Source organism: Paraburkholderia sp. CNPSo 3281 (assembly GCF_024206515.1).
In the GTDB taxonomy this organism is placed as follows: Bacteria; Pseudomonadota; Gammaproteobacteria; order Burkholderiales; family Burkholderiaceae; genus Paraburkholderia; species Paraburkholderia nodosa.
The window spans coordinates 69,960-96,320 of record NZ_JAMBPS010000005.1 but is presented as its reverse complement, the minus strand read 5'-3'; the positions used below and the strand labels follow the sequence as shown (position 1 = coordinate 96,320).

The window sequence follows — 26,361 nt, the reverse complement described above, 5'->3', positions numbered from 1 at the left end:
AAGCGCGGTCGCTATTCGAGCCACGTTCTCCTTCACTCCAGCAGGGCGTCGCGCAACCGATGTAGTTGAGACGGGTCGAGTCCGGCAACGTCTTCGAGGTAACGCTCTACCGAGCCGTGGCTGGCTGCCATCGCCGAGAAAGCCTCATGGAGATAGAGCGCATCGACGCCGGCTACAACATCGATCACCGACGCATCGAGCGCTGCGCCGAAATGGATGGCCATCGCCTGCGCAGCGGATTCGCGCAAGAGTCCATTGCGCGTGCTCCTCAGATAATCACGATAGATCGTATCGCGCGAGACGCCCAGCGCATGGAGGATGATGGCTATCAGAAATCCAGTCCGGTCTTTGCCCGCCGTGCAGTGGAAAATGACGGGCAGACAATCACCATCGACAAGCCGCGCGAACAGACCCCGGATCGAACTGGAAAACGCATTGGGCAAATTCCGGTAGGTCTGCAGCATCATCCGCCGGGCGCCATCCGCATTCGGGTCGTGCCTAAGGATTTCAAGTAGCGACGCTTCGCCCGCACGCAAATCGACTCCGACCTCGATGTGAAGTTCCTCCACGCCCTGAACGGGCAGCCATCGGTTTGGTGCCGCCTTCCGCTCCCGCTCGCTGCGCATATCGCAAACCAGGCGAATTCCAAGTTTCGTGACGATGTCGAGATCGCGCTCGGTCAGCCCTGAAAGGCTTCCCGAGCGGTAGATGAAGCCTGCGCGGACGCGCCGCCCATCTCGCGCGAGAAGTCCACCAAGATCTCGAAAATTCGGTGCTCCGTCTAGCATACTGCCGACCTCCATTTACCATGAGCCGTGGCCGAGGCAATGAGTGTTTTCGGGTGCCTCACTATCGACGTACACGCGCGAAAATTGAAATGAGGTGGGCTGGCGACGGCAGGCACGTGCGTCCTTACTTCACGTACTTACGGAACTCCGGCTTGCGCTTTTCGCGGAACGCATTGCCGCCTTCCTTCGACTCGTCCGTGTCGTAATACATCGCGAGCGCTTGCATCGCGAACGCACCGATGCCGCGGATATTCTCGGTATCGATATTGAACGAGCGCTTTGCCAGCGCGATGGCGGTGGGGCTCATCTGCAGAATCTCGTCGCACCACTTCTTCGTTTCGGCATCGAGTTGCTCGGGAGGCACGACTGCGTTGATGAGGCCCCAGTCGAGCGCCTGTTTCGCACTGTATTTGCGGCACATGTACCAGATTTCCCGTGCGCGCTTCTCGCCGATGATGCGCGCGAGGTACGCGGTGCCGAAACCCGGATCGACCGAACCCACCTTCGGACCGACCTGGCCGAAAATCGCGGTCTCGGATGCGATCGCCAGGTCGCAGATCGTCACGAGCACGTTGCCGCCGCCGATCGCGTAGCCGTTCACGCGTGCGATCACCGGCTTCGGAATGTCGCGGATGATGCTTTGCAGTTCCTCGATCGGCAGGCCCACGGTGCCGCGGCCATTGTAGCCGTCGCCGGACTGGTCGCCGCCGGTGCAGAACGCCTTTTCGCCGGCGCCGGTGAGCACCACGACGCCGATATCCTTGTTCCATCCCGCGAGACCGAAGGCCTTGATCAGTTCTTCACAGGTGTTGGCGTTGAACGCGTTATAGACGTTGGGGCGATTGATGGTGATCGTCGCGACGCCATCCGCTTCCTTGTAGACAATGTCCCTGAATTCCATGTCGTATTCCGATGTTGTTTGTTGAGCAGGTTCGAGACGCCGGTTAGCCGGCCATCGTCAGACCGCCGGACACGCTGATGACCTGGCCGCTGATGAAAGCGGCGTCGTCGCTCGCGAGGAAGGCAACCGTGCCGGGGATATCGCCCGGTTCACCCATACGGCCAAAAGGTACGGCCTTCACGAGCGCGGCCTTGATGCGCTCGCCTTTCTCGCCTTGCGCGAGGTTGTCGAGCAGCGGGGTCGCGGTGGGGCCGGGGCAAACGACGTTGACGGGAATATGCTGGCGGGCCATTTCGCGCGCCATGGTTTTCGTGAACGCGATGAGACCGCCTTTGCAGAACGAGTACACGGCTTCCATCGAGGAGCCCACGCGTCCCGCATCGGACGAGATGTTCACGACGCGGCCACGGCCGCGCTCAGCCATGCGTCGCAACACGGCGTGGTGCATATTCAGCGGGCCGTACAGGTTGATGGCGACGACCTTGTCCCAGAACGGCTTCTCCGTTTGCAGGAAGAACGAACCCATGTCCCAACCCGCGTTGTTGACGAGAACCTCGATTGGACCGAGTTCTTGCTCGACTTTGGCCACGGCGGCGTGTACGCCTTCGTGATCCGTGATGTCGACGCGGTACGCACGCGCCTTGCCACCCGCCGCCTCGATTTCCGCCGCGACACGTGCCGCGCCTTCTTCGTTCAGATCGAACAGCGCGACGGTCGAGCCTTCCTCGCCGAATCGCTTGCTGATGGCGGTTCCGATCCCGCCCGCGGCGCCGGTTACGATGACGACCTTCTCCTTGAGCCCCTTCATTGATTCCCTCCGTGATGTGCGAGGCGCTTTCGCGCCAGTTAGTCTTTGCTCAACGCTTCCGTAACGGCTTCGCCTTTTCCCGTGGCACGGGCGACGAGCGCGCTGGCTTCGCTTGCGCTATAACCCGCTTCGATCAGAACTTCGATGCTGTGCTCGCCGAGATTCGGCGGCAGATAGCGAACGTTGCCGGGCGACTCGGAGAAGTGCACCGGGATCGAGGTCATGACCATGTCGCCTTCGGTCGGGTGATCGAAGCGCTGGAAGAAGCCGGTCTCCTTGATGTACGCGTCGTGCATCAGGTCTTTCAGGTCGCGTACGGGACCGTGCGGAACGTCCGCTGAGGCAAAAATGGCGTTCCATTCGGCCGTGGTCTTGTTGCGTATGGCGTCGCCGACGATGCGGTACAACTCGTTGATGTTGCGCATGCGCTCGGTCATGTGGCAGAAACGCGGGTCGTCCAGCAGATGCGCTGCATCGATTGCGCACAGCACGCGGCGCCATTGCTCGTTATTCACCGCCAGCAGGCAGATATGGCCGTCTTTCGTCGCATAGGGCCGCCGGTACGGCGAGAACATGCGCGGGTAGCCGAGCCCGGTGCCGTCGTTGGAGCCCAGCGCGCCTTCCCAGAGATGCTCGAAAAGATTGAACTGCAGCATCGTCTCGAACATCGGCACATGGACGAGCTGACCGAGACCGGTACGCTCGCGGTGATAGAGCGCCATGCCGATTGATGAGGCCAGCACGTAACCGCAGAACTTGTCGACGATCACGGTGGGGAAGTAGCGCGGCGAGCCGTCAGCGTCACGGTTCATCGCGGCAATGCCGGTTTCGCCCTGGATCACGTCGTCGAAGGCGGGGCGGTCCTTGTAGGGGCCGTCGATGCGGTAGCCGGCGCCCGACGCGTACACGATGCGCGGGTTGCGCGAGCGCACGGCTTCATAGCCGATGCCGAGCCGCTCGGCGGCGCTCGGACGCATGCTGTGCACGATGACGTCGGCCGTTTCGACAAGCTTGAGCAGCGCTTCGCGGCACTCGGCCTGTTTGAGGTTCAGGATCACGCTCCGCTTGTTGCGGTTCATGATCGTATAGAACACGGCCATGTCGGGATTGCGGCCGGGACCGTTCTTGCGGTTCTGGTCGCCTTCGGGCGGTTCGATCTTGATGATGTCCGCACCCATGTCGCCGAGCAGTTGCGTGGCTACCGGACCGAGCACGTTGATGGTCAGGTCGATCACGCGCACACCGGCTAACGGGCCCGTGGCCCGTTCGAGGGGTTGTTGTGGATTTTCCATGCTCAGGCCTTGTATTCTTTGCCCTTCACGAGTCTGAGCGGCGTATACACCATCACCTCCGTGCCGTCCTGCTTGAACACGCGGTTACGCGTGCGTACCAGGCCAAGTCCTGGGCGCCCCTTGCTCGGACGGCATTCAATCACTTCGCATTCCACATGAATCGTGTCGCCCACGTAGGTGGGACCCTTGATATCCAGCTCCATGTTGAGGAACGCGAAGCCGACGCCCTGCATGGTGGCCTGCGTGAGCAGCCCCTCCATGAGCGTAAACACGAGTGCCCCCGGCGCGACGCGTCCCTTGATCGCGGACTGCTCCCTTAGAAACTCTGTGTTGGTAAACAGCACTTCCAGCATGCCAGTCACGGATACGAAATTCACGACGTCCGTTTCGGTGACTGTGCGGCCCACGGTCTTGAACTTGCGTCCAACGGGCAGGTCCTCCCAGTGGATACCCAAACCAACCGTTTCGATTTCTTCCATTGCCTGTCCTCTGTTGTTGTCGCTCGCTTGTAAGCTCAACTGTCGTTTTTCAGTTCTTCTTGATGCGGCCCAGCACGTTGTCCGCGACGATGTTGCGCTGGATCTGGTTGGTGCCTTCAATGATCTGCACAACCTTTGCGTCGCGGAAATAACGGTTGATCGGGTACTCGTTGGAGATGCCGGCAGCGCCAAATAGCTGCACGGCGTCGGTCGCGACCTTCATGGCGACATCCGATGCGAACATCTTCGCCATCGCAGCCATTGGAGCAAGTTCGCGTCCGCTTACGCCCGCGTCGACGAGCGATGCCGTGCGGTAGACGAGTTGGCGCGCGGCTTCGGTCTGCGTAACCATGTCGGCGATCATCCAGCGCACACCCTGGAAGTTGCTGATGGTCTGGCCGAACGCTACGCGCTCCTGAATGAACTTGACGGCGTGGTCGATCGCGCCCTGCGCGATGCCGACCGCGCGCGCGGCAACGATGGGGCGGCTCGTGTTGAGCGCTTCCATTGCCACCTTGAATCCCTGGCCGCCTTCCGGCCCGAGACGGTCTTCCGTGCGAATGACGGCGTCGTCGAAATAGAGGGGGCACGACGCCACGCCGCGCGCACCCATCTTGTCTTCTTCATTGCCGATCGTGAGCCCGGGCGTGTTGCGATCGACGATGAAGAGATTGATCCCCAGCGGCTGTCCTTCCTCATCGAGCGTCTTTGCCGCGACGAGAATGAAGTCGGCAATGTGCGAGTTCGTGCACCAGATCTTTGAGCCGTTGAGCACATAGCCACCGTTCTTGCGGCGCGCGGTGGTGCGAATGCCGGATACGTCTGAGCCGCTTTGCGCTTCTGTAATTGAGAGCGCCCCGCGCAATTCGCCGGATGCGAGTCCTGGCAGAAGGCGTGCCTTCTGTTCCTCCGTGCCTCCTTCGAGAATGGCGCCAAAGGGCGTCCATTGCACGACCAGCAAGTAGCCAGTGTTGTAGCAAACCCGCCCGAACTCCTCGACGGCGATACAGGCCGACATCACGCTGCCGGCGCCGCCATACGCTTCGGGAAACGGCAACGTGAAGAGGCCCAGTTCCTTAAGCAGTGCGTACATGTCATGGGGATACTCGGCCGTACGATCGATCTCGTCGGCGCGCGGTGCCACGCGCTCCCTTGCGACGCGACGGATGAGGTCGCGGATCTGAACCTGGTCGTCTGTTAGTTCGTATGTCACTTCGAGCTCTCTTACTGGCGGTTTTCCGGGCCGGCCCCAGATGCGACTTTCGGAGTAGGGAAACTTTTCACCCTCGCTGACTGCTCCGAATCGTTCCGGCATCTTCATAATATTGAACAATGTTCGATAAAGTAAACGATGGACTAGATTGCCGTCAAGCGCAGAAACTGGCTGCCGCGGGTTTGTCCGAGGTGCGCCCGGAATTTCGCCGGGATGTAGTGTCAGCCTTGTGGGGCGGGGCACGGCAGGGCTTTCCCGCCGTTGACAGCATGCTTCCGATGCGTTTAATATTTGGAACAGTGTTCGGTTATTTGTTCCATTTTGGCCCGACGCAGTGGCTCGATTCGCGTGAGCCCTAAGGCAAAAACGATTTGGAGGAGCGGGGAATGGACTCTCTTTGTCCTGAAGTCGACTATCAGAAGTTTCTGGCCGAGGGCCGCTTGATGATCCAGCGCAGCCGCAGCAGCGGCCGCTATGTGTTCTATCCGCGCGTGGCCGAGCCGGTTACCGGGGCGCGCGATCTGGAATGGGTCGAGGCGTGCGGGAAAGGCACGGTTTATTCCACCACGGTCGTGCGCCAGAAGTCGCCCACGCCGAGCTACAACGTTGCAGTGATCGATCTGGAGGAAGGTGTGCGCATGCTCAGCTGCGTTGAGGGCATCGAGCCGGAGGCCGTGCGCATTGGCATGCCCGTGCAGGCGAAGATCGTCTACCGGGGGGATGCGGCACTGCTCGTATTCGAACCAGCCTGACGCCCGCTAACCCGCAACCGGCCGTCAAGAGCCGGTCGCACCTGATGAAAGGTAGATCGAATGGAATTCAACTTGCGCGGGCGTACCGCACTGGTGGCAGGCGCCACCTATGGGATTGGGGAAGCACCTGGGTTGTCGTCGATGGACCTTGCTGCGCGCGCTTCCGTCGACGCGCTGGCCCAGGTAGGGCTCACGCCCGGCGATGTCGATGGCCTGTTCGTGTGCACGCCCGACGACATGCTCTCGGGCCTCACGTTTGCCGAATACCTCGGTATTAACCCGAAGTTCACCGACAACAACCGAAGCGGCGGCTCGGCGTTCGAGATTTACGCACACACTGCGGCGATGGCGTTGTGTACGGGCCAGATCGACGTCGCACTGATCGCATATGGGAGCAACCAGCGCAGCGCGGCGGGCAAGCTCGTGCAGTCGTCGCGTCCCTCGCCGTGGGAGAGCCCGTACAAGCCGATGAATCCGGTCTCGTCTTATGCGCTCGCGGCAGCGCGGCATATGCACCAGTTCGGCACGAAGCGCGAACATCTGGCCGAGGTGGCCGTCGCCGCGCGCAAATGGGCGCAGCTCAATCCGGATGCGTACATGCGCACACCCATGTCGATCGATGACGTGATGGGCGCGCGTCTCGTATCCGACCCGCTTTCCGTGCGCGATTGCTGCCTCGTGACGGATGGCGCGGCGGCCGTCGTCATGGTGCGCGCCGATCGCGCCCGCGATCTGACCCACAAGCCCGTCTATCTGCTCGGCGCGGCCTCGGCCACGTCACACCGCGAAATTGCGAGCATGCCCGATCTCACGTTGACTGCGGCGGCGCAATCGGGCCGGCGCGCGTATGACATGGCGGGCGTGAACGCCGGCGACATCGATATCGCGATGCTGTACGACGCGTTCACGATCAACACCATACTGTTCCTCGAAGACCTCGGCTTTTGCCCTAAGGGCGAAGGCGGTCGCTTCGTTTCGGATGGGGCCATCGCGCCGGGCGGCCGGCTCGCGGTGAATACGAACGGCGGCGGCTTGTCCTGCGTTCACCCCGGCATGTATGGGCTTTTCCTGATCGAAGAGTCGATGCGGCAACTGACGGGGCGCGCCGGCGAGCGCCAGATCCCCGGCGCGAAGCTGGCCATCGCGCACGGCAACGGCGGCGTGCTCTCGAGCCAGGCCACGGTGATTCTCGGAACAGAGGAAACGCTGTAAGACACGCCGGCCGCCCAGGCCACGGTCAACAGCTTTGCATGGGATCAGAGTAAGCGCTGAAGCGCCAACTCTGATCGACAGCTTTGCATGGGATCAGAGTAAGCGCTGAAGCGCCAACTCTGATCGACAGGAGACGGACAGATGAGCGAAGAGACCGGCAGCGACGCGACAGAGATCGTCCAGGCCCAGCAAGACGGCGCAATCGCGATCGTCACATTGAATTACCCCCAACGCCGCAACGCGTTTTCATTGAAGATGCGCGAGACGTTGTATGCGCAACTTTATCGGCTGATGCATCACGAGGAAAGTTGCCGCGCAATCGTCCTGACCGGCGCAGGCAATACATTTTGTGCGGGCGGCGACATCTCGGAGATGCAGACGCGCAAGGTGCTCGAGTACCGGCAACGCAATGAACTGCCGCTCGATATCTTCAGACTGATGGTCGAAGGTCCAAAAGCGGTGGTCGCGGCGGTCGAAGGGTTTGCGTTTGGCGCAGGCCTCTCGCTCGCAGCGGCTTGCGACTACGTCGTCACATCGTCGACGGCGCGCTATGCGAGCGCGTTCGTGAAAGTCGGGCTGCTGCCCGATACGGGGCTCTACTGGTCGCTCTCGCAACGCGTGGGCGGTGGCCTCGCACGTGAACTCATGCTGAGCGCGCGCGAGTTCAACGGCGTCGAAGCCGGTGAGACCGGTTTCGCGAACCAGGTCGTCGAGCCCGGCGAGGCGCAGAACGCGGCCTTGAAGGTGGCGCAACAGTACGCGGAATTGCCCTCGGTCGCCACCGCGCACCTGAAGGCCGCGCTCGCGACGGGCATCCGCACGCTCGACGAAGCGATCGAAGCCGAAGTCAACCTGCAGCCCATCCTGCGCCGCAGCCGCGAACACCAGGAAGCCGTGAGCGCCTTCATGGAAAAGCGCAAGCCGGTGTTCGTGGCCGACTGAAGGGAGCCAACATGAGCGAAGAACAAACGGCAGCAACCGAAACGGCGCCGCTGATCGAGGTGACCCGCGAGGGGCCGGTCGCGATCGTGACGTTGAACAATCCGCGACGCCGCAATGCAATGGGGCGCCAGATGCGCCAGTTGCTGCGTGACACGGTGCATCGTCTCATGGTCGACGACCCTGAGTCGCGCGCAATTGTACTCGCTGGCGCGGGCGAGCATTTTTGCGCGGGTGCGGACATCTCCGAGATGACGAAACGCACGATCCTGCAAAGCCGCGAGATCCTGGCGGAATCCTGCATGGTGGTGCGCGAAATGCAGGCGGGTCCGAAGCCCGTTGTGGCGGCGGTGGAAGGCGTGGCCTTCGGCGCCGGCCTGTCGCTCGCGGTGGCGGCCGATTACGTCGTCGCAGCGTCGAGCGCGCGTTTTTGCGCTGCGTTTCTGCGCGTGGGGCTGATTCCGGATACCGGCATTCTGTGGACGCTTCCGAAGCGCATTGGCATGGCCCGCGCGCGCGAGATGCTTTCGCTCGCCACGGAGATCGACGGCAACAAGGCCGTGGCAATCGACCTCGCAAACGACGTGGTCGAGCCGGGCGCGGCGCGCGCCAGGGCGATTGAAGTTGCACTCGGCCTCGCGGCCTTGCCGCCGCTCGGCGTGGCGCTGCTTAAGGAATCGCTCACCAACGCCGCGACCACGATGGAAGGCGCGCTGCGAGCTGAGATCGACTATCAGCCCATTCTGCGTCAGTCGAAAGACCATCAGGCTGCGTGCAAGGCATTTATGGAAAAGACCACACCGGTCTTCACCGGTGAGTGAGCGCGGGGACCCCAGCGATGAGTATCGAGCAGAAGGAAAAGGCGGCGGCCACCGACGAGATCGTGCAGGTGCACCGCGAAGGCGACGTGACCATTGTCACGATGAACTATCCCGAGCGCCGCAACGCGTTCTCCATGAAGATGCGGCTCGCGCTGACCGAGGTGTTTCAGCGGCTCATGAACGACGACCCGGATACGCGCGCCATCGTGCTGGCGGGCGCGGGCGGTCATTTTTGCGCGGGCGGCGACCTCTCGGAAATGCACGCGGCCACGCCGCCATTGCTCGCGCTGCGTGAGCGCATTGCGGTGGGCGTGCGTCTGTTCAAGCTGATTTATACGGGCACGAAGCCTGTCGTCGCGGCAGTGGAAGGCAGTTGCTATGGAGCGGGCGTCTCGCTGGCTGCTGCCTGTGATGTCGTGGTCAGCGCCGAGACGGCGAAATACTCGTGTGCCTTCGGCAAGGTTGGCCTGCTGCCCGACACCGGGATTCTCTGGACGCTCCCGCAAAAGGTGGGTGGCGGCAAGGCGCGTGAACTGATGCTGAAGGGCGATGTCGTCGATGCAGCCACGGCGCGCCGTATCGGCCTCGTCAGCGAGGTGACGGCGAGCGGACACGCGCTCGATGCGGCGGTCGAGGCTGCGGCTCGCTTTGCGAGCTATCCGCCGGTGACGCTGGCGCTCCTGAAGGCGAGCCTCGTCAACGCGGGCAACTCGATCGAGGACGCATGCCGTCTGGAAACCGATCTCAATCCGCTGGCGCGTCAAACGAGCGATCACACGGAAGCCGTGAAGGCCTTCATGGAAAAGCGCAAGCCGGTTTTCACGGGCGCCTGAAGCCGCCGTTCTTCATTGCTGTCTCTACTGGAAGTTCAATGCATATGTTTACGCCTGACCTGCTGAAGAACAAACGAATCCTGATCACCGGCGGGGGCACGGGGCTCGGGAAAAGTATCGGCCGACGCTATCTCGAACTGGGCGCCGATCTTGTCATCTGCGGCCGCCGCAAGGAAGTGCTCGATGCGACCGCCGACGAGTTTCGCGGCGTGGTGCCCGGCGCACGCATTACGAGTGTTCAAGCGGACGTGCGCAGCGCGGAATCCGTCGAGGCGATGATGGATGCGATCTGGCAGGACGGCCCGCTCGACGTGCTGCTGAACAATGCCGCGGCCAATTTCATCGCGCGCACGGAAAGCCTTTCGCCCCGGGCGGTGGATGCGGTGCTCGACATCGTGCTGCACGGCAGCTTCTATTGCACGATCGCGGCGGGCAAACGCTGGATCGACGCGGGCCACACGGGCAACGTGATCAGCACGGTCTCTACGCCCACGATGACCGGCTCGGCCTTTACGGCGCCGTCCGCTGCGGCGAAGGCCGGTGTTCTGGCGATGACCCGTAGCCTTGCGGTCGAGTGGGGCCCGAAGGGCATTCGCCTGAACGCGGTGGCGCCCGGACTCTTCCCGACGCCCGGCGCCTGGGAGCAACTGTATCCGCCGGGCTCGCAGGTCGAGCCGCAGGAGCGCTCCGTCCCGCTGCGCCGCTTTGGCGATCACACGGAACTCGCCGATCTTTACGCGTATCTGGCTTCGGATGGGTCCGGCTACATCACCGGCGACATGATCGTGATTGACGGTGGCCGCTGGATGCAGGGCGTTGGTGGCCCGACCTTCCGTGCCATGCAGGACTGGACCGACGAACAATGGGACGCCATGCGCACCCATGCGCGCAAGGGTTGAACGATGGGTCCGCTCGCAGGAGTCCGAATCATCGAGCTGGCCGGCATCGGGCCGGGCCCCATGGCCGCGATGTTGCTCGCCGACCTCGGCGCGACGGTGTTGCGCATCGAGCGTCGCCAGCCCGTCAAGCTCGGTATCGAGCGCCCGCTGCGCTACAACCTGTTGCTGCGCAACCGGAAGACGATCGCGCTTGACCTGAAAGACACGGAGGCCGTCGAACTCGTGCTCTCTCTGGTGGAGCGCGCCGACGCCTTGATCGAAGGCTTCCGCCCTGGTGTGACCGAGCGCCTCGGACTCGGCCCGCAGGTCTGCCTCGAGCGCAACGCGAAACTCGCCTATGGGCGCATCACGGGATGGGGGCAAGACGGTCCGCTCGCGCAGTACGCCGGGCATGACCTGAACTACATCGCGATCACCGGCGTGCTCGACGCGATAGGCCGCCGCGATCAGCCGCCGTCGATACCGCTCAACCTGATCGGTGACTATGCCGGCGGTTCGCTGTATCTCGCGATGGGGCTGCTCTCGGCGATCCTGCATGCGCGCAACGGCGGCGCGGGCCAGGTCGTGGATGCCGCGATCGTCGATGGCACAGCCAACCTTGCCACCACGTTCTTCGGCATGCAGGCTGCCGGAATCTGGCGTGACGGGCGCGGGACGAATATCACGGACTCCGGATCACACTTCTACGACGTGTACGAATGCGCGGACGGCAAGTGGATCACGATCGGTCCCATCGAGGACAAGTTCTATCTCGAACTGCTGCGCCTGCTCGACATCGACCCGGGAACCCTCGGCGCACAGCTCGAAGAAAGCAACTGGGCCGCCGCACGCGCACTGTTTGCGCTGAAGTTCAAGAGCCGCACACGCGAGCAATGGACCGCGCTGCTCGAGCATTCGGACGCATGCTTCGCACCGGTGCTGTCGTGGACCGAGGCGCCCGAACATGCGCATCTGAAGGCGCGCGGCACGTTCATCGAAGTCGACGGCATCGTGCAGCCCGCTCCGGCGCCGCGCTTTTCCGCCACGGTGCCCGCGAAACCGACGGCCCCCGAAGCACCCGACGCGGCAACGGTCGATGCAGCGCTCGCCGCATGGCTCGAACCGGGCCGCATTGGCGAGCTGAAAGAAGCGGGAACGCTGGCCTGAGCGGCACACGGCAGGCGACCCAAAAAAACGAAACGAGACACTCATGGATCTGCGATATACCGACGAGGAGCTGGCGTTCCGCAATGAGGTGAGAGCCTTCTTCAAGGAAGCGCTGCCCGCCGACATTCGACGTAAGGCTAGCCTGGGACAGCGTTATTCGGCGGCCGACCTGCGCCGCTGGCAGCGCATTCTCTACGAGCGCGGCTGGGCGACGCCGGCGTGGGACAAGGCGTGGGGCGGGACGGGCTGGAGCGCCGTGCAGCAATACATCTTCAAGGAAGAGCTGCACATGGCTCCGGCGCCCGAGACGCTGTCGTTCAACGTGAACATGATCGGCCCGGTGTTGATCGCGTTCGGCAGCGAAGAGCAGAAGCGTCACTTCCTGCCGCGCATCGCGAGCCTCGAATACTGGTTCTGCCAAGGCTTTTCCGAGCCGGGCGCGGGTTCGGATCTGGCCGCGCTGCGAACCCATGCGGTTCGCGATGACGACCACTATGTCATCAACGGGCAGAAGCTTTGGACCTCGACGGCGCATCACGCCGACTGGATGTTCTGTCTCGTGCGCACGGATTCGAGCGGGAAGAAGCAACAGGGCATTACTTACCTGCTGATCGACATGAAGACGCCGGGCCTGACGGTGCGCCCGATCATCACGATAGACGGGCACCACGAAACCAACGAGGTGTTCTTCGACAACGTGCGCGTCCCAGTCGCGAATCGCATTGGCGAGGAAAACAAGGGCTGGGACTACGCCAAGTATCTGCTCGGCAACGAGCGCAGCGGCATCGCGCGCGTGGGCGTTTCGAAGATGCGCGTGCGGCACGCAAAGGACCTGGCGAAGCGCGTGCCGTGCGGTGACGGCGTGCTGTGGGACGACCCGCGCTTTCGGGAGCGGGTAGCGGCCGTGGAAGTGGAGTTGAAGGCGCTGGAAATGACGCAGATGCGCGTGATCGCCGAAAGCAGCGCGCAAGAGAGCCATGTGCCGGACCCGAAGACCTCGATCCTGAAGATCAAGGGTTCGGAACTCCAGCAACTTTCCGCCGAACTGCTGCTGGAAGTGGCGGGTCCGGATGCGTTGCCGCTCGATGTCGACTTCCTTCGCGGTCTTGGCGACGCGGTTCGCGAGCCCGAATGGGCGCTTACGATCGCGCCGAACCACTACTTTGCGCGTCACGTTTCGATTGTGGGCGGTTCCAACGAGATTCAGAAGAACATTCTCGCCAAGTCGGTATTGGGACTTTGAGCGACGGTCGAACAGCGGAGAGGCGTGGGCTATGGACTTTGATTTCACCGATGAGCAACGCATGCTCAAGAACAGCGTCGAGCGGCTCGTCAAGGACGAGTACGGTTTCGAGCAGCGTGCGAAGTATCTCGCGGAGCCGGACGGCTTCAGCCGCGCGCAATGGGCGCGCTATGCGGAGATGGGGCTACTGGGTCTTTCATTCGACGAGGAATACGGCGGCAGCAACTGCGGTCCCGTCGAAACGATGATCGTCATGGAGGCGTTGGGCCGCGGCCTCGCGGTCGAACCGTACCTCGCAACGGTCGTACTGGGGGGCGGCTTCGTGCGCCTTGGCGGCAACACGGCGCAACGCGCGGAGATTCTGCCACAGATTGCGCAGGGCGAACTGCTGATGGCCTTTGCGCACAGCGAAGCGCAGTCGCGGTACGACCTGGCGGACGTTGCGGCCACCGCGCGGCGTGAAGGCGACGGATGGGTGATCGACGGCGCCAAGCGCGTGGTGCTGCACGGCGGCAGCGCCGATCTCCTCGTGGTGTCGGCGCGGGTGTCGGGCGGCAGGCGCGAGCGTGACGGCATCGGCCTGTTCGTGGTGAGGAGCGATGCGGCGGGCGTGACACGCCGCGTGTATCCGACACAGGACCGGCTGAGCGCGGCAGACATCGAGTTTTCCGGCGTGCGCGTTTCGGATAGCGACGTGCTGGGAGTCGCGGGTGCTGCGTTCCCGCTCATCGAAACGGTCGTTGCGAACGCAATCGCCGCGGTGAGCGCGGAGGCCGTCGGCGCGATGGCCGCCGCGCACGAAGAGACTGTGGAGTATCTCAAGGTCCGCAAGCAGTTCGGCGTGCCTATCGGGTCGTTTCAGGCGCTCCAGCATCGGGCGGTCGACATGCTGGTCATGGTGGAGCAGGCGCGCAGCATGGCGCTCTTCGCGACCATGATGAGCGAGGAGCCGGATGTTGGGGAGCGCGATCGCAGCATGTCCGCCGCGAAAGTGCAGATCGGACGCTCGGGCCGCTTCGTCGGCCAGCAAGGCGTGCAGCTGCACGGCGGCATCGGGATGACCGAGGAGTGCAAGATCGGCCACTACCTGCGACGCCTGAGCGTGATCGATATCCAGTTCGGCTCGACCGAACATCATCTGACCCAGCTCGCCAATGCCGGCGGGCTGATCGATGCAGCAGCGTGAGCCGCGTATCCAGCCAAGTATACGGAAACCATTCATGAGCCGAATTACCCCTCCCGATCAATATCAGGAACTGCGCGACGCCCTGCGTGACCTCTCGAAGGAATATCCCGATGAGTACTGGCGCCGCATCGATCACGAGCGCGTCTACCCGGAGGCGTTTGTCGACGCGTTGACGAAGGCCGGCTGGATGGCGGCGCTGATTCCCCAGGAATACGGTGGTTCCGGCCTCGGGCTAACCGAGGCGTCCGTGATCATGGAGGAGATCAACCGAAACGGCGGCAACTCCGGGTTCTGCCACGGCCAGATGTACAACATGAACACGCTGCTGCGCAACGGCTCGGAAGCGCAAAAGCGCAAATATCTGCCGAAGATCGCGAGCGGCGAACTGCGCCTGCAATCGATGGGCGTGACCGAGCCGACCACCGGAACGGACACCACGAAGCTGAAGACCACCGCCGTAAAGAAAGACGGCCGCTATGTGGTCAACGGCCAGAAGGTATGGATTTCACGCGTGCAGCATTCGGACATGATGATCCTGCTCGCGCGTACCACGCCCTTGTCGGATGTGAAGAAGAAGTCGGATGGGCTGTCGTGCTTCCTTGTGGATCTGCACCAGGCTATCGGAAACGGTCTGACCGTGCGGCCGATTCCCAACATGGTCAATCACGAGACGAATGAACTGTTCTTCGATAATCTGGAAATTCCTGAAGAGAACCTGATTGGCGATGAAGGCAAGGGCTTCAAGTACATCCTCGACGGGCTCAATGCCGAGCGTGCGCTGATCGCGGCAGAGTGCATCGGCGACGGCTACTGGTTCGTTGAGCGCGCATCGAAATACGCTAGCGAGCGTATCGTCTTTGACCGGCCAATCGGCATGAATCAGGGCATCCAGTTTCCGATCGCCGAGGCGTATATCGACGTGCGCGCGGCGGATCTCATGCGCTACAAAGCCTGCGATCTGTTCGACAACCATCAGGCATGCGGCGCAGAAGCGAACATGGCGAAGCATCTGGCGGCCACGGCTTCGTGGAAAGCGGCGAATGCCTGCTTGCAGACGCATGGCGGCTTCGGTTTCGCCTGCGAATACGATGTCGAACGCAAGTTCCGCGAAACGCGGCTTTATCAGGTGGCGCCGATTTCGACGAACCTGATTTTGTCCTACGTCGCCGAGCATGTGCTCGACCTGCCGCGTTCATTCTGAGCATCGAGGGGGATCTCATGCACTTCGAGACCATTCTGTACGACGTCAACGACCGTATCGCGACGATCACGCTCAACCGTCCTGAACACATGAACACCTGGAACGACCAGGTGGCGACGGAAGTGTACGAGGCAATGCAGGCGGCGGGTGCGGACCGCGGCGTGCGTGTCATCGTATTCACCGGCGCGGGGAAGGCGTTTTGCGCGGGCGGCGATATTCACAGCTTCGGCGGTGACCCGGCTGCGCTCATGACCAAGCTGCCGCGCCCATTCGACATGCGTAAGCGCGCGGACTGGCAGACGCGTTGTTCGTATTACCCGGCCATTCCGAAGCCGGTGATCGCCATGCTCAATGGCGCGACCGTCGGCATTGGCCTGATTCACGCGCTCTTTTGCGACATCCGGTTCGCGTCGGAAGACGCCACCATTACCACGGCATTCGCGCGCCGCGGTCTGACCGCCGAATACGGCATGGCATGGATACTCGCGCGCCACGTGGGTCAGGCGCATGCGCTCGACCTGCTGCTGTCGGGTCGCAAGATCAAGGGCCGCGAAGCCGAGCGCATGGGACTCGTGAACCGTGCGATCCCGGCGGAGAAACTGGTCGAGGAGACTTACGCCTATGCGCGCGAAATGGCGGAGTTCTGCTCGCCGCGCTCGATGCGCATCATGAAGGAGCAGGTCTGGGACGTGCCATTCCAGACGCCCCACGAGGCGGTCATGTCCGCTGGTCTGGACATGCCGATCGCCAACCAGTGCGATGACTACAAGGAAGGCATGGCGAGCTTTCTCGAGAAGCGCAAGCCTAACTTCACGGACTACTGAGCACCTACAGGACCCCTCATGCTGAACTACGAAGTCGTCAAGAACTGGCCTATCGAAGACGTCACGCAGACGTACAGCGAGCGCGACGTCATGCTGTATTCACTGGGCCTTGGCCTCGGCGGAGACCCGTTGGACGCCGACCAGCTGCGCTACGTCTACGAAAAGGACCTTCAGGCAATGCCGACATGCGCGGCCGCGTTCGCGTGGCCGAAATCGTGGATGCGCAATCCGCGTACGGGCATCGACTACCTGAAGCTCGTGCACGGTGAGCAGGACGTTCGTTTCGTCCGGCCGATGCCGGTTGCCGCGACCATCGTCAGCAAGACGCGCGTGAGCCGCATCTCCGATAAAGGCGCGGGAAAGGGCGCGATCGTCGAGCTCATGCGTGACATCATCGACGTTTCGAGCGGCGAACAACTCGCCGAAGTCCGCCAGGTGTCGTTTCTTCGTGGCGACGGCGGATTCAGCGCAGAGTCGGGGGTCAGCGACGTGCCGCCTGAAGCGCTTCCGCCGGTGCCGGAGCGCGCGCCGGATGCGGAATACGTCTTCTCCACCGGTGCCCATGCCGCGTTGATCTACCGCCTTTCGGGCGATGCCAACCCGCTGCACGCGGATCCTGAAGTGGCTTCGAAGGCGGGTTTCAGCCGGCCCATTCTGCATGGCCTCGCGACCTATGGCATGGCGGGCTACGCCGCGATTCGCACCTTCGCTGGCAACGATGCCACCCGTCTGAAGCGGCTCGCCCTGCGCCTGACTTCGCCGGTTTACCCGGGCGAAGAAGTGCGTTTCCAGTTCTGGCGGGATAGCGACACCCGCCTGCATTTGCGCGCGCGTGTTGATGCGCGCGATGTGGTGGTGCTGAACAACGGCATCGTGGAAATTGCCTGAAACCGCGCCTGGCAGCGCCAATGCGACTTGCCTGGCAGCGACTGGAGCCTGACGATGGACCTGAGAGAGAGTCCCGCCGAGAAGGAATTTCGCGCCACAGTGCGTGAATTCGTGGCGACACATTTGCCTGACGATATTCGCGAGCGCGTGCTGAACTTCCGCCATGTGCCGCGCGAAGACTACGTGAGCTGGCAACGCATTCTTGCCGGGAAGGGTTGGGGCGCGCCCGCATGGCCGGCGCAATTCGGCGGTGCCGCATGGAATGCCGCACAGCGCAACATTTTCGACGAGGAATGCTTCACCGCCGGCGCGCCGCGCCAGATGCCGTTCGGCCTTTCCATGGTCGGACCCGTGATTCAAAAATTCGGCACCGACGCGCAGCGCGAACGGTTCCTGCCGCGCATCGTATCAATGGAAGACTGGTGGTGTCAGGGTTATTCCGAACCGGGTGCGGGTTCCGATCTGGCCTCGCTCAAGACGCGTGCGGAGCGCATCGAGCGTGACGGTCAGTCGTTCTATGTCGTCAACGGCCAGAAGATCTGGACCTCGTTCGCGCAATGGGCGAACTGGATTTTCTGTCTCGTTCGCACGGACGGGAGCGGCCGGCCGCAGGAAGGCATCTCGTTCCTGCTGATCGATATGTCGACGCCAGGTATCACGGTCAGGCCGATCCGCACGCTGGACGGCGGTCACGACGTGAACGAAGTGTTCTTCGACAACGTGGAAGTGCCAGTGAGCAATCTCGTCGGAGAGGAGCATCGCGGCTGGTCGATCGCGAAGTATCTGCTCGGACACGAGCGCACCAATATTGCCGGACTTGGTAACTGCAAGCGTTTCATGCGGCGTCTCAAGGAGATTGCGAGCACCGTGCGCAAGCACGGCAAACCGCTCATCGAGGACGTGCGCTTTCGCGATCGCATCGCCAAGGTGGAAATCGATTTGATCGCTCACGAATGGTCGCTTCTGCGCGTGGTCTCCGCCGAAACCGCAGGGCGTCCCATCGGACCGGAAGCTTCGGTGCTAAAGATCCGGGGTTCGGAGATTCAGCAGGAACTCACCGAATTGATCATGGAATGCGCAGGTCCCTATGCAGTGCCTTTCGTAAGCGAAGCGCTGGATGCGGACTGGCGCGGCGAAACCGCGAACGGCGAATTGCTCAACGCGCTGGCCGCGCACTACCTGGACTGGCGCAAGATTTCGATCTACGGCGGTTCGACCGAAGTGCAGAAAAACATCATCGCCAAGCAGGCGCTCGGCATCTGAGGACACGCCATGGACTTCACGCTGGTTGAAGAGGAACAGATGCTGGCCGATGTGGTCGGTCGCTTCGTCGAAAAGGAATACGACTTCGAGGCGAGGCGTCGTCTCGCCGCCACGCCGCAGGGCTGGTCGGATGCGCATTGGTCCACGCTCGCCGAAATGGGCGTGCTCGCGCTGAACGTGCCGCAGGACCACGGCGGGCTTGGCACGGGCCCGGTCGAGACCATGCTCGTGATGGAAGCCTTCGGCCGGGGACTCGTGCTGGAGCCGTTCGTTTCGTCGGCTGTGATCGGCGCGAAGCTCATCGGGCGCGCGGGACACGAGGCGCGCAAGGCGGAGCTGCTGGCCGGTATCGCAGACGGCAGCCTGAAGACCGCGCTCGCGACGCTGGAACCTGGCGCGCACTTCGATTTGTGGAACGTAGCGACGAGAGCCGAAGCAACGCGTGACGGGTACATCCTCAACGGCCGCAAGGGCGTCGTGCTGCATGGCGCCTGCGCGGACATTCTGCTCGTTTCGGCGCGTACGGCAGGCGAGCAGGCGGACAAGCACGGTATCACGCTCTTCGCTGTCGACGCGCACGCGCAGGGTGTGAGCGTCAAGGGGTTTCCCTCACTGGATGGCCAGCGTGTCGCGGAAGTGGTGCTGAACGGCGTGCGAGTCGACCAAAAGGCGGTGATCGGCGCGATCGATCAGGGTTACCCGTTGCTCGAATGGACCGTCGATCAAGGCATATTCGCGCTGTGCGCCGAAGCCGTGGGCGCGATGTCGCGGCTGAGTGAACTGACTTTCGAGTATCTGCGCACGCGCAAGCAGTTTGGTTCGCCGATCGGCAAGTTCCAGGCGCTGCAGCATCGCGCTGCCGATATCTTGACCGCGGTGGAACAGGCGAAATCGATCGTCTATTTTGCGGCCGCCAAGCTCGGCGAAGACGATGACGTTGCCGCTCATCGCGCTGTGACCGCCGCGAAAGCGCTCATCGGGCACAGCGCGCGCTTCGTCGCGCAGCAGGCAGTGCAGCTTCACGGTGGGATGGGCATGACGGACGAGCTGGCGGTGGGTTGGTATGTGAAGCGCCTAACCTGCATCGACATGACGTGGGGAAACACCGAGCACCATATCGAGCTATACGGAGCGTTCCTGTAACCGCGGCTCGCACAGTAACAAGAAAGATTCATTCGGCCGTGCATAGCGGCCAATTCGAAGAAAGGAGACAACCTTATGTCAGCAGCTGGCCATGGCGCAACTCCGGAACTGGCGCCGGTACCTGCGCACGTTTCGCCGGAACGGGTATTCGATATCGATATCTATCACCCGCCCGGGGCAGAAGACGACTACCATCTCTCGCTCAAGAAGCTGCACGCCGAAGGCATTCCCGACATTTTCTGGACGCCTCGCAACGGCGGCCATTGGATCGCAACGCGCGGCGACGATATCTATCACATCCTCAAGGACTACGAGAACTTCTCGTCGAAGCAGCTCACCGTGCCGCTGGTCGAGCATCAGCCGTTGCCGCCGATCTTCTTCGATCCTCCGCAGCATACGGCGTATCGCGCGTTGATCGCGCCCGCGTTCATGCCGCAGGCGATCAGCAAGCTCGAAGAAAAAGCGCGCGAAATGGCGATCGAGTTGATCGAAGACTTTTACCCGAAGGGAGAAGTGGAATTCGTCTCCGGGTTCGCGCAGCATCTGCCGATCGGCATTTTCATGAACATGGTGGCGCTGCCCGCCGAGGATCGCGAGTACCTCCTGAGCCTCGCCGACAAGATGGTGCGCCCGGTGGACGCCAGGGAGAAGCTGGGCGCGCTCGGCGCGATCTTCCAGTACCTGGGCGTGAAGATCGCCGAACGGCGCGCGAATCCGGGCGACGATCTCATCAGCAAGATCGTGAACTCGAAAATCGACGGGCGAGCCTTGACCGACGAGGAGGTTCGCGGTCTGTGCGGACTCGTGCTGATCGGCGGGCTCGATACCGTTGCGTCCGCAATGGGATTCATCGCCAGTTTTCTGGCTGGCAGCCCCGCTCATCGCAAGCAGCTCATCGACAATCCCGAGCTGACCCAAAAGGCCGTTGACGAGCTATTACGGCGTTTCCCAGTGGTCAACCAGGGGCGGCGGATTACCCACGATTTCGAGTACAAGGGCGTGCAACTCAAAGCGGGCGACATGATCATCATGCCGACCACGCTGCATGGCCTCGACGACAGAAAGTTCGACGATCCGCTGACTGTCGATTTCGCGCGGCCCACGCCGATTCATTCGACATTCGGCAATGGTGCGCATCGTTGTCCCGGCTCGTTCCTTGCGCGCGTGGAGTTGAAGGTCTTCCTTCAGGAATGGCTCAAGCGTATTCCGGATTTCCAGATCAAACCGGGCGAGAAGGCCGGGGTTCACGGCGGTGTGAACGGCACGCTGTACCACCTGCCTCTTGTGTGGAAGGTGGCCGGCTGAGCGCATATCTGTAGAATCCGGTGCGCGCAGACCGCTACGCGCGCTGCGCGCGCCTGAACTTCAGGTTCATGGAGACGCTTTGCTCAGCGCACGCCAGACGACCTTCATGGCGTGACGGAATGAATCCCGCTCGGGTGTGTTCGTTCCCGACCGGCGTAGAAAGACGACCAGACCTTGCAGATGGGAAAGAAGCAGGGCGCCGCGCAGCGTACATTCCGCCGACGCCAGGGTTGGGTTGATTTCCGCGATCAGTTCCGCCAGAAGAACCTGAAAATCCGCAGTGGATTTGGCCATCAGGGCATGGAGATACGGTTCGTGTTCAGCCAGGCTCCAGGTTTCCAGCACAAAGGCGCTAACGCGATTGCCGCCGGGTGCCGTCAGCACAGAGAATGCCTCTTCGACGATCATGTCCAGCCGGGCCTCCGGTGGCCGGTGTTTGTCCTGCGTGATCGCCTGATAGTGTTCGAAATAGCGATTCGTGAATGCCTCGATCGTGGCCCGCAATAGTTCTTCGCGGGTGCTGAAATAGTGCTGCAGGGTCCTCAGCCGGATGCCTGCGTCGCTGGCGATGCGGCGTTGCGTGAATCCAGCGTTGCCTTCCGATGCGAAGACTTCGATCGCCACTTCAATGATGGCTGGCACACGTGTAGATCTGTTCCCTCGCCGCCGAGGCGCGTCTGCTGCCGGCTTGTCGAGGTCTGCCGATGAGATGGTCAGGTCTTTCATCTGTTGTGCTCTCCTTGGCGTTTCCTGTCCTTCTCGCGCGCGTCGTAATGGCGAGACGAATAAGACTGGAAACTGTTCCCGCCCTCGATATTTACGTCTTCCGATTCGGATCGGACGGCGGCGAGTTTGATCTGATGATACTGCTAGTCAGGCGACGAATAAACAGTAGTCCGACGACTAATTGACTCCAGATCACATGCGGCTCTCGCCCTGTAGCATCACGCATGCTACTAGAAAATAGGGTGGACTTGTCCATACCGGCATTTCCCCTGGTACCGTTGAATCTTGATAATGGGTCTACTGACTACTAATATTTAGTCAGTAGACACATTTACGTCTGCATCACACGGAACCTTCTGCGACGGCAACCGGAGCACGAGGAACACGGGTGTCTGGGCTGACTGGTTAGTGCCTCCATTTGCACCCGTGAGTGTGATCGTCAGAGGCGCGCAAGAGCGGTTGAAGGAGCAGGGCATGAAGCTTGGAGAAAGTTCTTTGCGTGCGCTCATCGAGAAATGGCTCGCACCCACTGCGAACACCCCGGTGCACGTGACCCGATGTACCTTCGCGAATTCGAGCCAGACGAGGTGTGTGCTCGCACGGTCATCCGCCTCGCAGGGGGACCTTTCGATATTCTTCTTTCGGCATGACGATGGGGCCTGGCGCGTGTTCCCTCCTGCTCCCCGAAAACCAGCAATGCACGCTAGCGCAGGAACTGGATAGCGGATTGCGAAAGTCGCGGTCGACAGCCGGCATATATGGAAGGACTGCCAAGGAAGGTGGTCTGGTCCCGTAAGCGCTTCGGTCGCTCGTGCAATTCTTCCTCCGTTCACCATTGAATCGAAAGACTAAACGCCGCGTCGTCCGTGACCGGTACCGCGCCGCTTGGGGGCGGCGATACTTGGCCGCGCCCGGCCTGCATGTCGATTCATGAACCGCCGCCGGCTTGTTGCGCGAAAGCTCCCATGGTTTGCGTCGCCAACCCGCGCAGGCGAGGCGGATGCCCCGCAAATGCAAGCGCCGCCAACACTCGTTAGCACAACGCGCGCCGTATGCAGTCGGCGCCACATTGGCCAAGGCATGCATGTACTGAGTTAAGCCGATGACAAAAATCGAACTCTCGTTTACCCAGGTTTGTGAACGGCGTTCGAGAAAATGTACCGCATAGGGGTGAGCGAGCGTTGACAGTCAGGTTTCGAGCGTTTATCTTTGCGAACAGCATTCGTATTCTGGTGATGCGCTGGGGGGGACCCCGAGACGCGATGCTGACGAGGTAGAGGCCGGTTTCGCTTCATTGCTAAAAGTCTGCGGCAGTCCAACGGCCTTGGCCTTTTCTGCGGCAGTTCGACAAAGAAAAGAGGAGACGCATGAAAAAGAAGAGCCTGAAGCCAAGTGCGATCAGCCTTGGCGTGCACGCAACCTGTATCGCGGCGGCTTGCGGGTTGTGGAGCGCGAACGCCAATGCATTTCACTTTGATGTGCCGAACCCGGACATCGACATGGAATGGGATAACACGGTGCGTGCGGATTACGACATTCGGCTTCAGAACCCGGATCACTTCTACACGAACAGTCCGACCTACGACGAAGGCGATCTGTCGACGCCGAGGTTCAGCACGATCCAGGCGATGCTGAACCTCTACAGCGAGTTCGATTTCAAGTACAAGGAGACGTCGGGCTTCCGCATCAGTATGGACGCGTGGTACGACCCGACGTTCAAGAATCACAATACGAGCAATCCGGCATTTCTGCCGAACTATCCCAACAACGAGTACACAAGCTACATCAAGAAGTACTACCAGGGGCCAAGCGCGGAGCTGCGTGATGCGTTCGTGTTCAACACGTTCGACCTTGGCGGTCACTCCGTCAACGTCAAGCTCGGCCGCACAGCAGTGACCTGGGGCCAGTCGGCGTTTGCTACGTTGGGTGGCGCCAACTCGGTGGCGATCGGCCAGGCGCCGCTGGACCTGATGAAGCTGACGCAGAGCCCGAGCGCCTCGCTCAAGGAAATCGTGTTGCCGACGGCTCAGGCTGACGTGACGACGAACATTACGGATACGATCACGCTCGGGGCGCAATATACCTTCGAGTGGAACCACGATCGCCTGCCAGAAGGCGGCACGTATTTCGGCGGTGCGGATCCGATTCTCTATGGGCCGCCGGTGGCCAGCTACACGACGATTCCTGGACTGGGCACGTTCGCGATTCCGCGTGTACCGCCGACCAAAGGTCAGATCGGTGATATCGGTCTTGACGGCAAGTGGCGTGTCGATTCGATCGCGACGACCTACGAATTGACGTATCGCCACTTCGCCATGAAGATGCCCTGGGCGGCCGTGCTCGTGCCGGGCGCTGGGCCGCAACTCTTCCCGGGCACCAATCTGCCGGGCGTCACGGCGAAATACGGCAACGACGTCAACCTGATCGGTCTGGGCTTCAATAGTGCTATCGGCAATGCCGCCGTGGCTGGCGAAGTCTCATACCGCTGGAACATGCCGCTCAATGCAGTCAACACGACGACGGTCAACGACGCGCCGACCGGCCGTACGCTGCATGGTCTTTTGAACGTTACGCAGTCGTTCGGCAAGTCGCCGTTGTGGGACAACATGTTCCTGCAGGCGGAATTCTCGTTCAATCAGTTGTTGAGCGTGCAGTCGAATGCGGGAAATTTTGCTAATTCCAGCTATGACACCACGGGCCAGTGTTCGGCATCGGGCAATTCTGCATTCAATAACTGCTCGACGCGCTTCTGGGCCGGTCTCGGCATCGGTGCGAGCCCGCAGTGGTATCAGGTATTCCCTGGGGTCGACCTGACGATGCCGCTGTTCGTCAATCTGAACCTGAAGGGCTACTCGTCCGTTATCTCGCCGGCCGCCGAGGCGCAAGGCCAGAATACGTTCGTGGTCGGGCTCGACTTCACGATCTACAACAAGCACGAGGTGGACATCACCTACACCTATTACATGAACAAGAAGGGGTACTCGACGGCGGGCGCCGCGACGGCTCTCGGCGCGCCCTACAGCGACAAGTCCTGGCTCGGTATCACGTATCAGACAACGTTTTGATAAAGATGGAGACAGCTGTGAAAAGATTCCCAAAGCTTCTTAAAACGCTTGCGGTTCTTGCGGCAATCTGGGCTTCGCCATACACGCTAGCCGCCGATAGCGGATTGACGCCGTTTGGCGCCGAGATCGCAGGAAACAAGGACGGGACAATTCCTGCCTATACTGGGGGCATCACGCAGGCTCCGGCCGGATTCAAACCGGACTCAGGAAAATGGGCGGATCCGTTTCCCGGTGAAAAACCCATTCTCCAGATCACGGCACAAAACTACGAGCAATACGCGGACAAATTAAGTGCGTCGGCAGTCGAATTATTCAAACGCTATCCGACTTACAGGATGGATGTCTATCCGACTCACCGCAGCGTTTCGTATCCCGACTGGTATTTGGAGAACTCCACCAAGAACGCTCAAACCGCGAAGCTTGAAAAGAACGGCCTTTACCTATCCGGAGCATTTGGCGGAAAACCGTTTCCGCTGCCGAAGAATGGGCAGGAAGCGTTGTGGGACTGGGAGTTGCGTTACGTCGGTACGATCCAACGCAATAACGTGAAAACGTGGTTGGTGGACTCGAGTGGTACGCCGATCCTTGCGGCGCAATTCAAGAGTTCCCTCTATTACCCGTACTTCGATATCAAGAAGGAGGATGAATTCCGGAAAAAAGCGGGCCTCGCAAACTGGTATTACGTGTACAACGACTACGCGGCACCGGCGCGCTTGATTGGCGATACGACCCTCTTCTGGTACTTCATGGACACGGCGGATCATGATCAGCAGTCCTGGGAATACAACCCGGGGCAGCGTCGTGTGCGGGTGGCGCCGGATCTCGCCTACGATACGCCGAACCCCGGCTATTCGGGGGCAATCACGATGGATGACATCCAGTTGTTCTATGGACGGATCGATCGCTGGGACGCCAGGCTCGTGGGCAAGAAGGAGATGTACATCCCGTACAACGACTACAAGCAGCAGTATGAAACGCCAGCGAGCAAGATCCTCACACCGCATTTCGTCAATCCGGATCACGTACGCTGGGAGCTTCACCGTGTGTGGGTCGTTGACCTGAAGCTCAAGTCGGGTGCGCGCCACGTCTACGGCCGCAAGATGCTCTACCTGGATGAAGATGGCGGTGGCGGGATGATGGACGCTTACGACCAGTCGGGCAAGCTCTATCGCGGTGGATTCGAGACGACGGTGCCCGCCTACGACTACAAGGTTCCGTATTCACTCGGCAACTGGTTTTACGACTTCAATAGCGGCATTTACATCTTCGGCAGTCACCCTGCTGAGACGCCGGGGATTCTCTTTAACGTGAGCTTCCCGTCCGACTACTACACACCGGAACGCATGCAGTCTGCGGGTGTGCGCTAATTGCCTGCCGATGTAGGGGTGAGGTAATTAGTAGCGTCCTGCCCGGCCCCGCCGGGCAGGACGCTTC

24 protein-coding genes are annotated in these 26,361 nt (G+C 61.5%); 17 read left to right on the top strand and 7 right to left on the bottom strand.

All coding sequences use genetic code 11. The features are described 5' to 3' along the window. Nucleotides 1-32 precede the first annotated feature (32 nt). From M3I56_RS07995 to M3I56_RS07970, 6 genes are all read right to left on the bottom strand, one after another. A complete protein-coding gene (locus M3I56_RS07995; RefSeq protein ID WP_254353325.1) occupies nucleotides 33-788 on the bottom strand; it encodes a tyrosine-protein phosphatase in 756 nt (251 codons plus the stop codon). A gap of 124 nt (nucleotides 789-912) precedes the next feature. Then, nucleotides 913-1,689: an enoyl-CoA hydratase-related protein gene (locus M3I56_RS07990; protein WP_254353324.1), complete on the bottom strand. Its 777-nt coding sequence runs from the start codon at nucleotides 1,687-1,689 to the stop codon at nucleotides 913-915. A gap of 43 nt (nucleotides 1,690-1,732) precedes the next feature. Next, nucleotides 1,733-2,497 carry a glucose 1-dehydrogenase gene (locus M3I56_RS07985; RefSeq protein ID WP_254353323.1) on the bottom strand — a complete coding sequence of 255 codons (765 nt, stop codon included), beginning with the start codon at nucleotides 2,495-2,497 and terminating at the stop codon, nucleotides 1,733-1,735. 38 nt (nucleotides 2,498-2,535) lie between these two features. After that, the gene (locus M3I56_RS07980; protein ID WP_254353322.1) at nucleotides 2,536-3,789 is read right to left on the bottom strand and encodes a CaiB/BaiF CoA-transferase family protein; all 1,254 of its coding nucleotides are present in this window, start codon (nucleotides 3,787-3,789) and stop codon (nucleotides 2,536-2,538) included. A 2-nt stretch (nucleotides 3,790-3,791) separates the two neighbouring features. Further along, the gene (locus M3I56_RS07975) at nucleotides 3,792-4,268 is read right to left on the bottom strand and encodes a MaoC/PaaZ C-terminal domain-containing protein (RefSeq protein WP_254353321.1); all 477 of its coding nucleotides are present in this window, start codon (nucleotides 4,266-4,268) and stop codon (nucleotides 3,792-3,794) included. Between the two features lie 49 nt (nucleotides 4,269-4,317). Next, the gene (locus M3I56_RS07970) at nucleotides 4,318-5,481 is read right to left on the bottom strand and encodes an acyl-CoA dehydrogenase family protein (RefSeq protein ID WP_254353320.1); all 1,164 of its coding nucleotides are present in this window, start codon (nucleotides 5,479-5,481) and stop codon (nucleotides 4,318-4,320) included. 386 nt (nucleotides 5,482-5,867) lie between these two features. Here M3I56_RS07970 and M3I56_RS07965 point away from each other — a divergent pair, with 386 nt between their 5' ends. From M3I56_RS07965 to M3I56_RS07895, 15 genes are all read left to right on the top strand, one after another. Beyond that, complete coding sequence (locus tag M3I56_RS07965; RefSeq protein WP_254353319.1) at nucleotides 5,868-6,233, top strand: Zn-ribbon domain-containing OB-fold protein; 366 nt, start codon at nucleotides 5,868-5,870, stop codon at nucleotides 6,231-6,233. A 60-nt stretch (nucleotides 6,234-6,293) separates the two neighbouring features. Next, a complete protein-coding gene (locus M3I56_RS07960; protein ID WP_254353318.1) occupies nucleotides 6,294-7,445 on the top strand; it encodes a thiolase in 1,152 nt (383 codons plus the stop codon). A gap of 141 nt (nucleotides 7,446-7,586) precedes the next feature. After that, nucleotides 7,587-8,387: an enoyl-CoA hydratase/isomerase family protein gene (locus M3I56_RS07955; protein ID WP_254353317.1), complete on the top strand. Its 801-nt coding sequence runs from the start codon at nucleotides 7,587-7,589 to the stop codon at nucleotides 8,385-8,387. A gap of 11 nt (nucleotides 8,388-8,398) precedes the next feature. Next, nucleotides 8,399-9,205 (top strand): enoyl-CoA hydratase/isomerase family protein, encoded by an 807-nt coding sequence (locus M3I56_RS07950; protein ID WP_254353316.1) that lies wholly within the window; start codon nucleotides 8,399-8,401, stop codon nucleotides 9,203-9,205. Between the two features lie 17 nt (nucleotides 9,206-9,222). Beyond that, nucleotides 9,223-10,038, top strand: coding sequence for an enoyl-CoA hydratase/isomerase family protein (locus M3I56_RS07945; RefSeq protein WP_254353315.1), 816 nt, complete (start codon nucleotides 9,223-9,225; stop codon nucleotides 10,036-10,038). 44 nt (nucleotides 10,039-10,082) lie between these two features. After that, a complete protein-coding gene (locus tag M3I56_RS07940; protein ID WP_375541697.1) occupies nucleotides 10,083-10,937 on the top strand; it encodes an SDR family oxidoreductase in 855 nt (284 codons plus the stop codon). A 3-nt stretch (nucleotides 10,938-10,940) separates the two neighbouring features. After that, complete coding sequence (locus tag M3I56_RS07935; RefSeq protein ID WP_254353313.1) at nucleotides 10,941-12,083, top strand: CaiB/BaiF CoA-transferase family protein; 1,143 nt, start codon at nucleotides 10,941-10,943, stop codon at nucleotides 12,081-12,083. A gap of 43 nt (nucleotides 12,084-12,126) precedes the next feature. Beyond that, nucleotides 12,127-13,326, top strand: a complete 1,200-nt coding sequence (locus M3I56_RS07930; RefSeq protein WP_254353312.1) for an acyl-CoA dehydrogenase family protein — start codon at nucleotides 12,127-12,129, stop codon at nucleotides 13,324-13,326. 31 nt (nucleotides 13,327-13,357) lie between these two features. Next, nucleotides 13,358-14,512: an acyl-CoA dehydrogenase family protein gene (locus tag M3I56_RS07925; RefSeq protein WP_254353311.1), complete on the top strand. Its 1,155-nt coding sequence runs from the start codon at nucleotides 13,358-13,360 to the stop codon at nucleotides 14,510-14,512. A 34-nt stretch (nucleotides 14,513-14,546) separates the two neighbouring features. After that, on the top strand, nucleotides 14,547-15,713 hold the full coding sequence (locus M3I56_RS07920; protein ID WP_254353310.1) for an acyl-CoA dehydrogenase family protein: 1,167 nt from the start codon (nucleotides 14,547-14,549) through the stop codon (nucleotides 15,711-15,713). 17 nt (nucleotides 15,714-15,730) lie between these two features. After that, nucleotides 15,731-16,537: an enoyl-CoA hydratase gene (locus tag M3I56_RS07915; RefSeq protein WP_254353309.1), complete on the top strand. Its 807-nt coding sequence runs from the start codon at nucleotides 15,731-15,733 to the stop codon at nucleotides 16,535-16,537. An 18-nt stretch (nucleotides 16,538-16,555) separates the two neighbouring features. Then, complete coding sequence (locus tag M3I56_RS07910) at nucleotides 16,556-17,425, top strand: MaoC/PaaZ C-terminal domain-containing protein (RefSeq protein WP_254353308.1); 870 nt, start codon at nucleotides 16,556-16,558, stop codon at nucleotides 17,423-17,425. 54 nt (nucleotides 17,426-17,479) lie between these two features. Then, nucleotides 17,480-18,688, top strand: a complete 1,209-nt coding sequence (locus tag M3I56_RS07905) for an acyl-CoA dehydrogenase family protein (protein WP_254353307.1) — start codon at nucleotides 17,480-17,482, stop codon at nucleotides 18,686-18,688. A gap of 9 nt (nucleotides 18,689-18,697) precedes the next feature. Then, nucleotides 18,698-19,831, top strand: coding sequence for an acyl-CoA dehydrogenase family protein (locus tag M3I56_RS07900; RefSeq protein WP_254353306.1), 1,134 nt, complete (start codon nucleotides 18,698-18,700; stop codon nucleotides 19,829-19,831). Nucleotides 19,832-19,906: 75 nt separating this feature from the next. Next, nucleotides 19,907-21,136: a cytochrome P450 gene (locus tag M3I56_RS07895; RefSeq protein ID WP_254353305.1), complete on the top strand. Its 1,230-nt coding sequence runs from the start codon at nucleotides 19,907-19,909 to the stop codon at nucleotides 21,134-21,136. Between the two features lie 66 nt (nucleotides 21,137-21,202). Here M3I56_RS07895 and M3I56_RS07890 read toward each other — a convergent pair whose 3' ends face one another. Further along, nucleotides 21,203-21,862, bottom strand: coding sequence for a TetR/AcrR family transcriptional regulator (locus M3I56_RS07890; RefSeq protein WP_069266531.1), 660 nt, complete (start codon nucleotides 21,860-21,862; stop codon nucleotides 21,203-21,205). 1,367 nt (nucleotides 21,863-23,229) lie between these two features. On the opposite strand from M3I56_RS07890, the gene M3I56_RS07885 reads away from it, so the two are divergent. Both M3I56_RS07885 and M3I56_RS07880 read left to right on the top strand, forming a co-directional pair. Further along, complete coding sequence (locus M3I56_RS07885; RefSeq protein WP_254353304.1) at nucleotides 23,230-24,927, top strand: DUF1302 domain-containing protein; 1,698 nt, start codon at nucleotides 23,230-23,232, stop codon at nucleotides 24,925-24,927. 17 nt (nucleotides 24,928-24,944) lie between these two features. Next, nucleotides 24,945-26,294, top strand: a complete 1,350-nt coding sequence (locus M3I56_RS07880) for a DUF1329 domain-containing protein (protein WP_254353303.1) — start codon at nucleotides 24,945-24,947, stop codon at nucleotides 26,292-26,294. The last annotated feature ends 67 nt before the right edge of the window (nucleotides 26,295-26,361 follow it).

Coding starts and splice junctions, on each gene's coding strand:
- M3I56_RS07995 (WP_254353325.1), bottom strand. CDS start 788: ATGCTAGACGGAGCACCGAATTTTCGAGATCTTGGTGGACTTCTCGCG.
- M3I56_RS07990 (WP_254353324.1), bottom strand. CDS start 1,689: ATGGAATTCAGGGACATTGTCTACAAGGAAGCGGATGGCGTCGCGACG.
- M3I56_RS07985 (WP_254353323.1), bottom strand. CDS start 2,497: ATGAAGGGGCTCAAGGAGAAGGTCGTCATCGTAACCGGCGCCGCGGGC.
- M3I56_RS07980 (WP_254353322.1), bottom strand. CDS start 3,789: ATGGAAAATCCACAACAACCCCTCGAACGGGCCACGGGCCCGTTAGCC.
- M3I56_RS07975 (WP_254353321.1), bottom strand. CDS start 4,268: ATGGAAGAAATCGAAACGGTTGGTTTGGGTATCCACTGGGAGGACCTG.
- M3I56_RS07965 (WP_254353319.1), top strand. CDS start 5,868: ATGGACTCTCTTTGTCCTGAAGTCGACTATCAGAAGTTTCTGGCCGAG.
- M3I56_RS07960 (WP_254353318.1), top strand. CDS start 6,294: ATGGAATTCAACTTGCGCGGGCGTACCGCACTGGTGGCAGGCGCCACC.
- M3I56_RS07955 (WP_254353317.1), top strand. CDS start 7,587: ATGAGCGAAGAGACCGGCAGCGACGCGACAGAGATCGTCCAGGCCCAG.
- M3I56_RS07950 (WP_254353316.1), top strand. CDS start 8,399: ATGAGCGAAGAACAAACGGCAGCAACCGAAACGGCGCCGCTGATCGAG.
- M3I56_RS07945 (WP_254353315.1), top strand. CDS start 9,223: ATGAGTATCGAGCAGAAGGAAAAGGCGGCGGCCACCGACGAGATCGTG.
- M3I56_RS07940 (WP_375541697.1), top strand. CDS start 10,083: ATGTTTACGCCTGACCTGCTGAAGAACAAACGAATCCTGATCACCGGC.
- M3I56_RS07935 (WP_254353313.1), top strand. CDS start 10,941: ATGGGTCCGCTCGCAGGAGTCCGAATCATCGAGCTGGCCGGCATCGGG.
- M3I56_RS07930 (WP_254353312.1), top strand. CDS start 12,127: ATGGATCTGCGATATACCGACGAGGAGCTGGCGTTCCGCAATGAGGTG.
- M3I56_RS07925 (WP_254353311.1), top strand. CDS start 13,358: ATGGACTTTGATTTCACCGATGAGCAACGCATGCTCAAGAACAGCGTC.
- M3I56_RS07920 (WP_254353310.1), top strand. CDS start 14,547: ATGAGCCGAATTACCCCTCCCGATCAATATCAGGAACTGCGCGACGCC.
- M3I56_RS07915 (WP_254353309.1), top strand. CDS start 15,731: ATGCACTTCGAGACCATTCTGTACGACGTCAACGACCGTATCGCGACG.
- M3I56_RS07910 (WP_254353308.1), top strand. CDS start 16,556: ATGCTGAACTACGAAGTCGTCAAGAACTGGCCTATCGAAGACGTCACG.
- M3I56_RS07905 (WP_254353307.1), top strand. CDS start 17,480: ATGGACCTGAGAGAGAGTCCCGCCGAGAAGGAATTTCGCGCCACAGTG.
- M3I56_RS07900 (WP_254353306.1), top strand. CDS start 18,698: ATGGACTTCACGCTGGTTGAAGAGGAACAGATGCTGGCCGATGTGGTC.
- M3I56_RS07895 (WP_254353305.1), top strand. CDS start 19,907: ATGTCAGCAGCTGGCCATGGCGCAACTCCGGAACTGGCGCCGGTACCT.
- M3I56_RS07890 (WP_069266531.1), bottom strand. CDS start 21,862: ATGAAAGACCTGACCATCTCATCGGCAGACCTCGACAAGCCGGCAGCA.
- M3I56_RS07885 (WP_254353304.1), top strand. CDS start 23,230: ATGAAAAAGAAGAGCCTGAAGCCAAGTGCGATCAGCCTTGGCGTGCAC.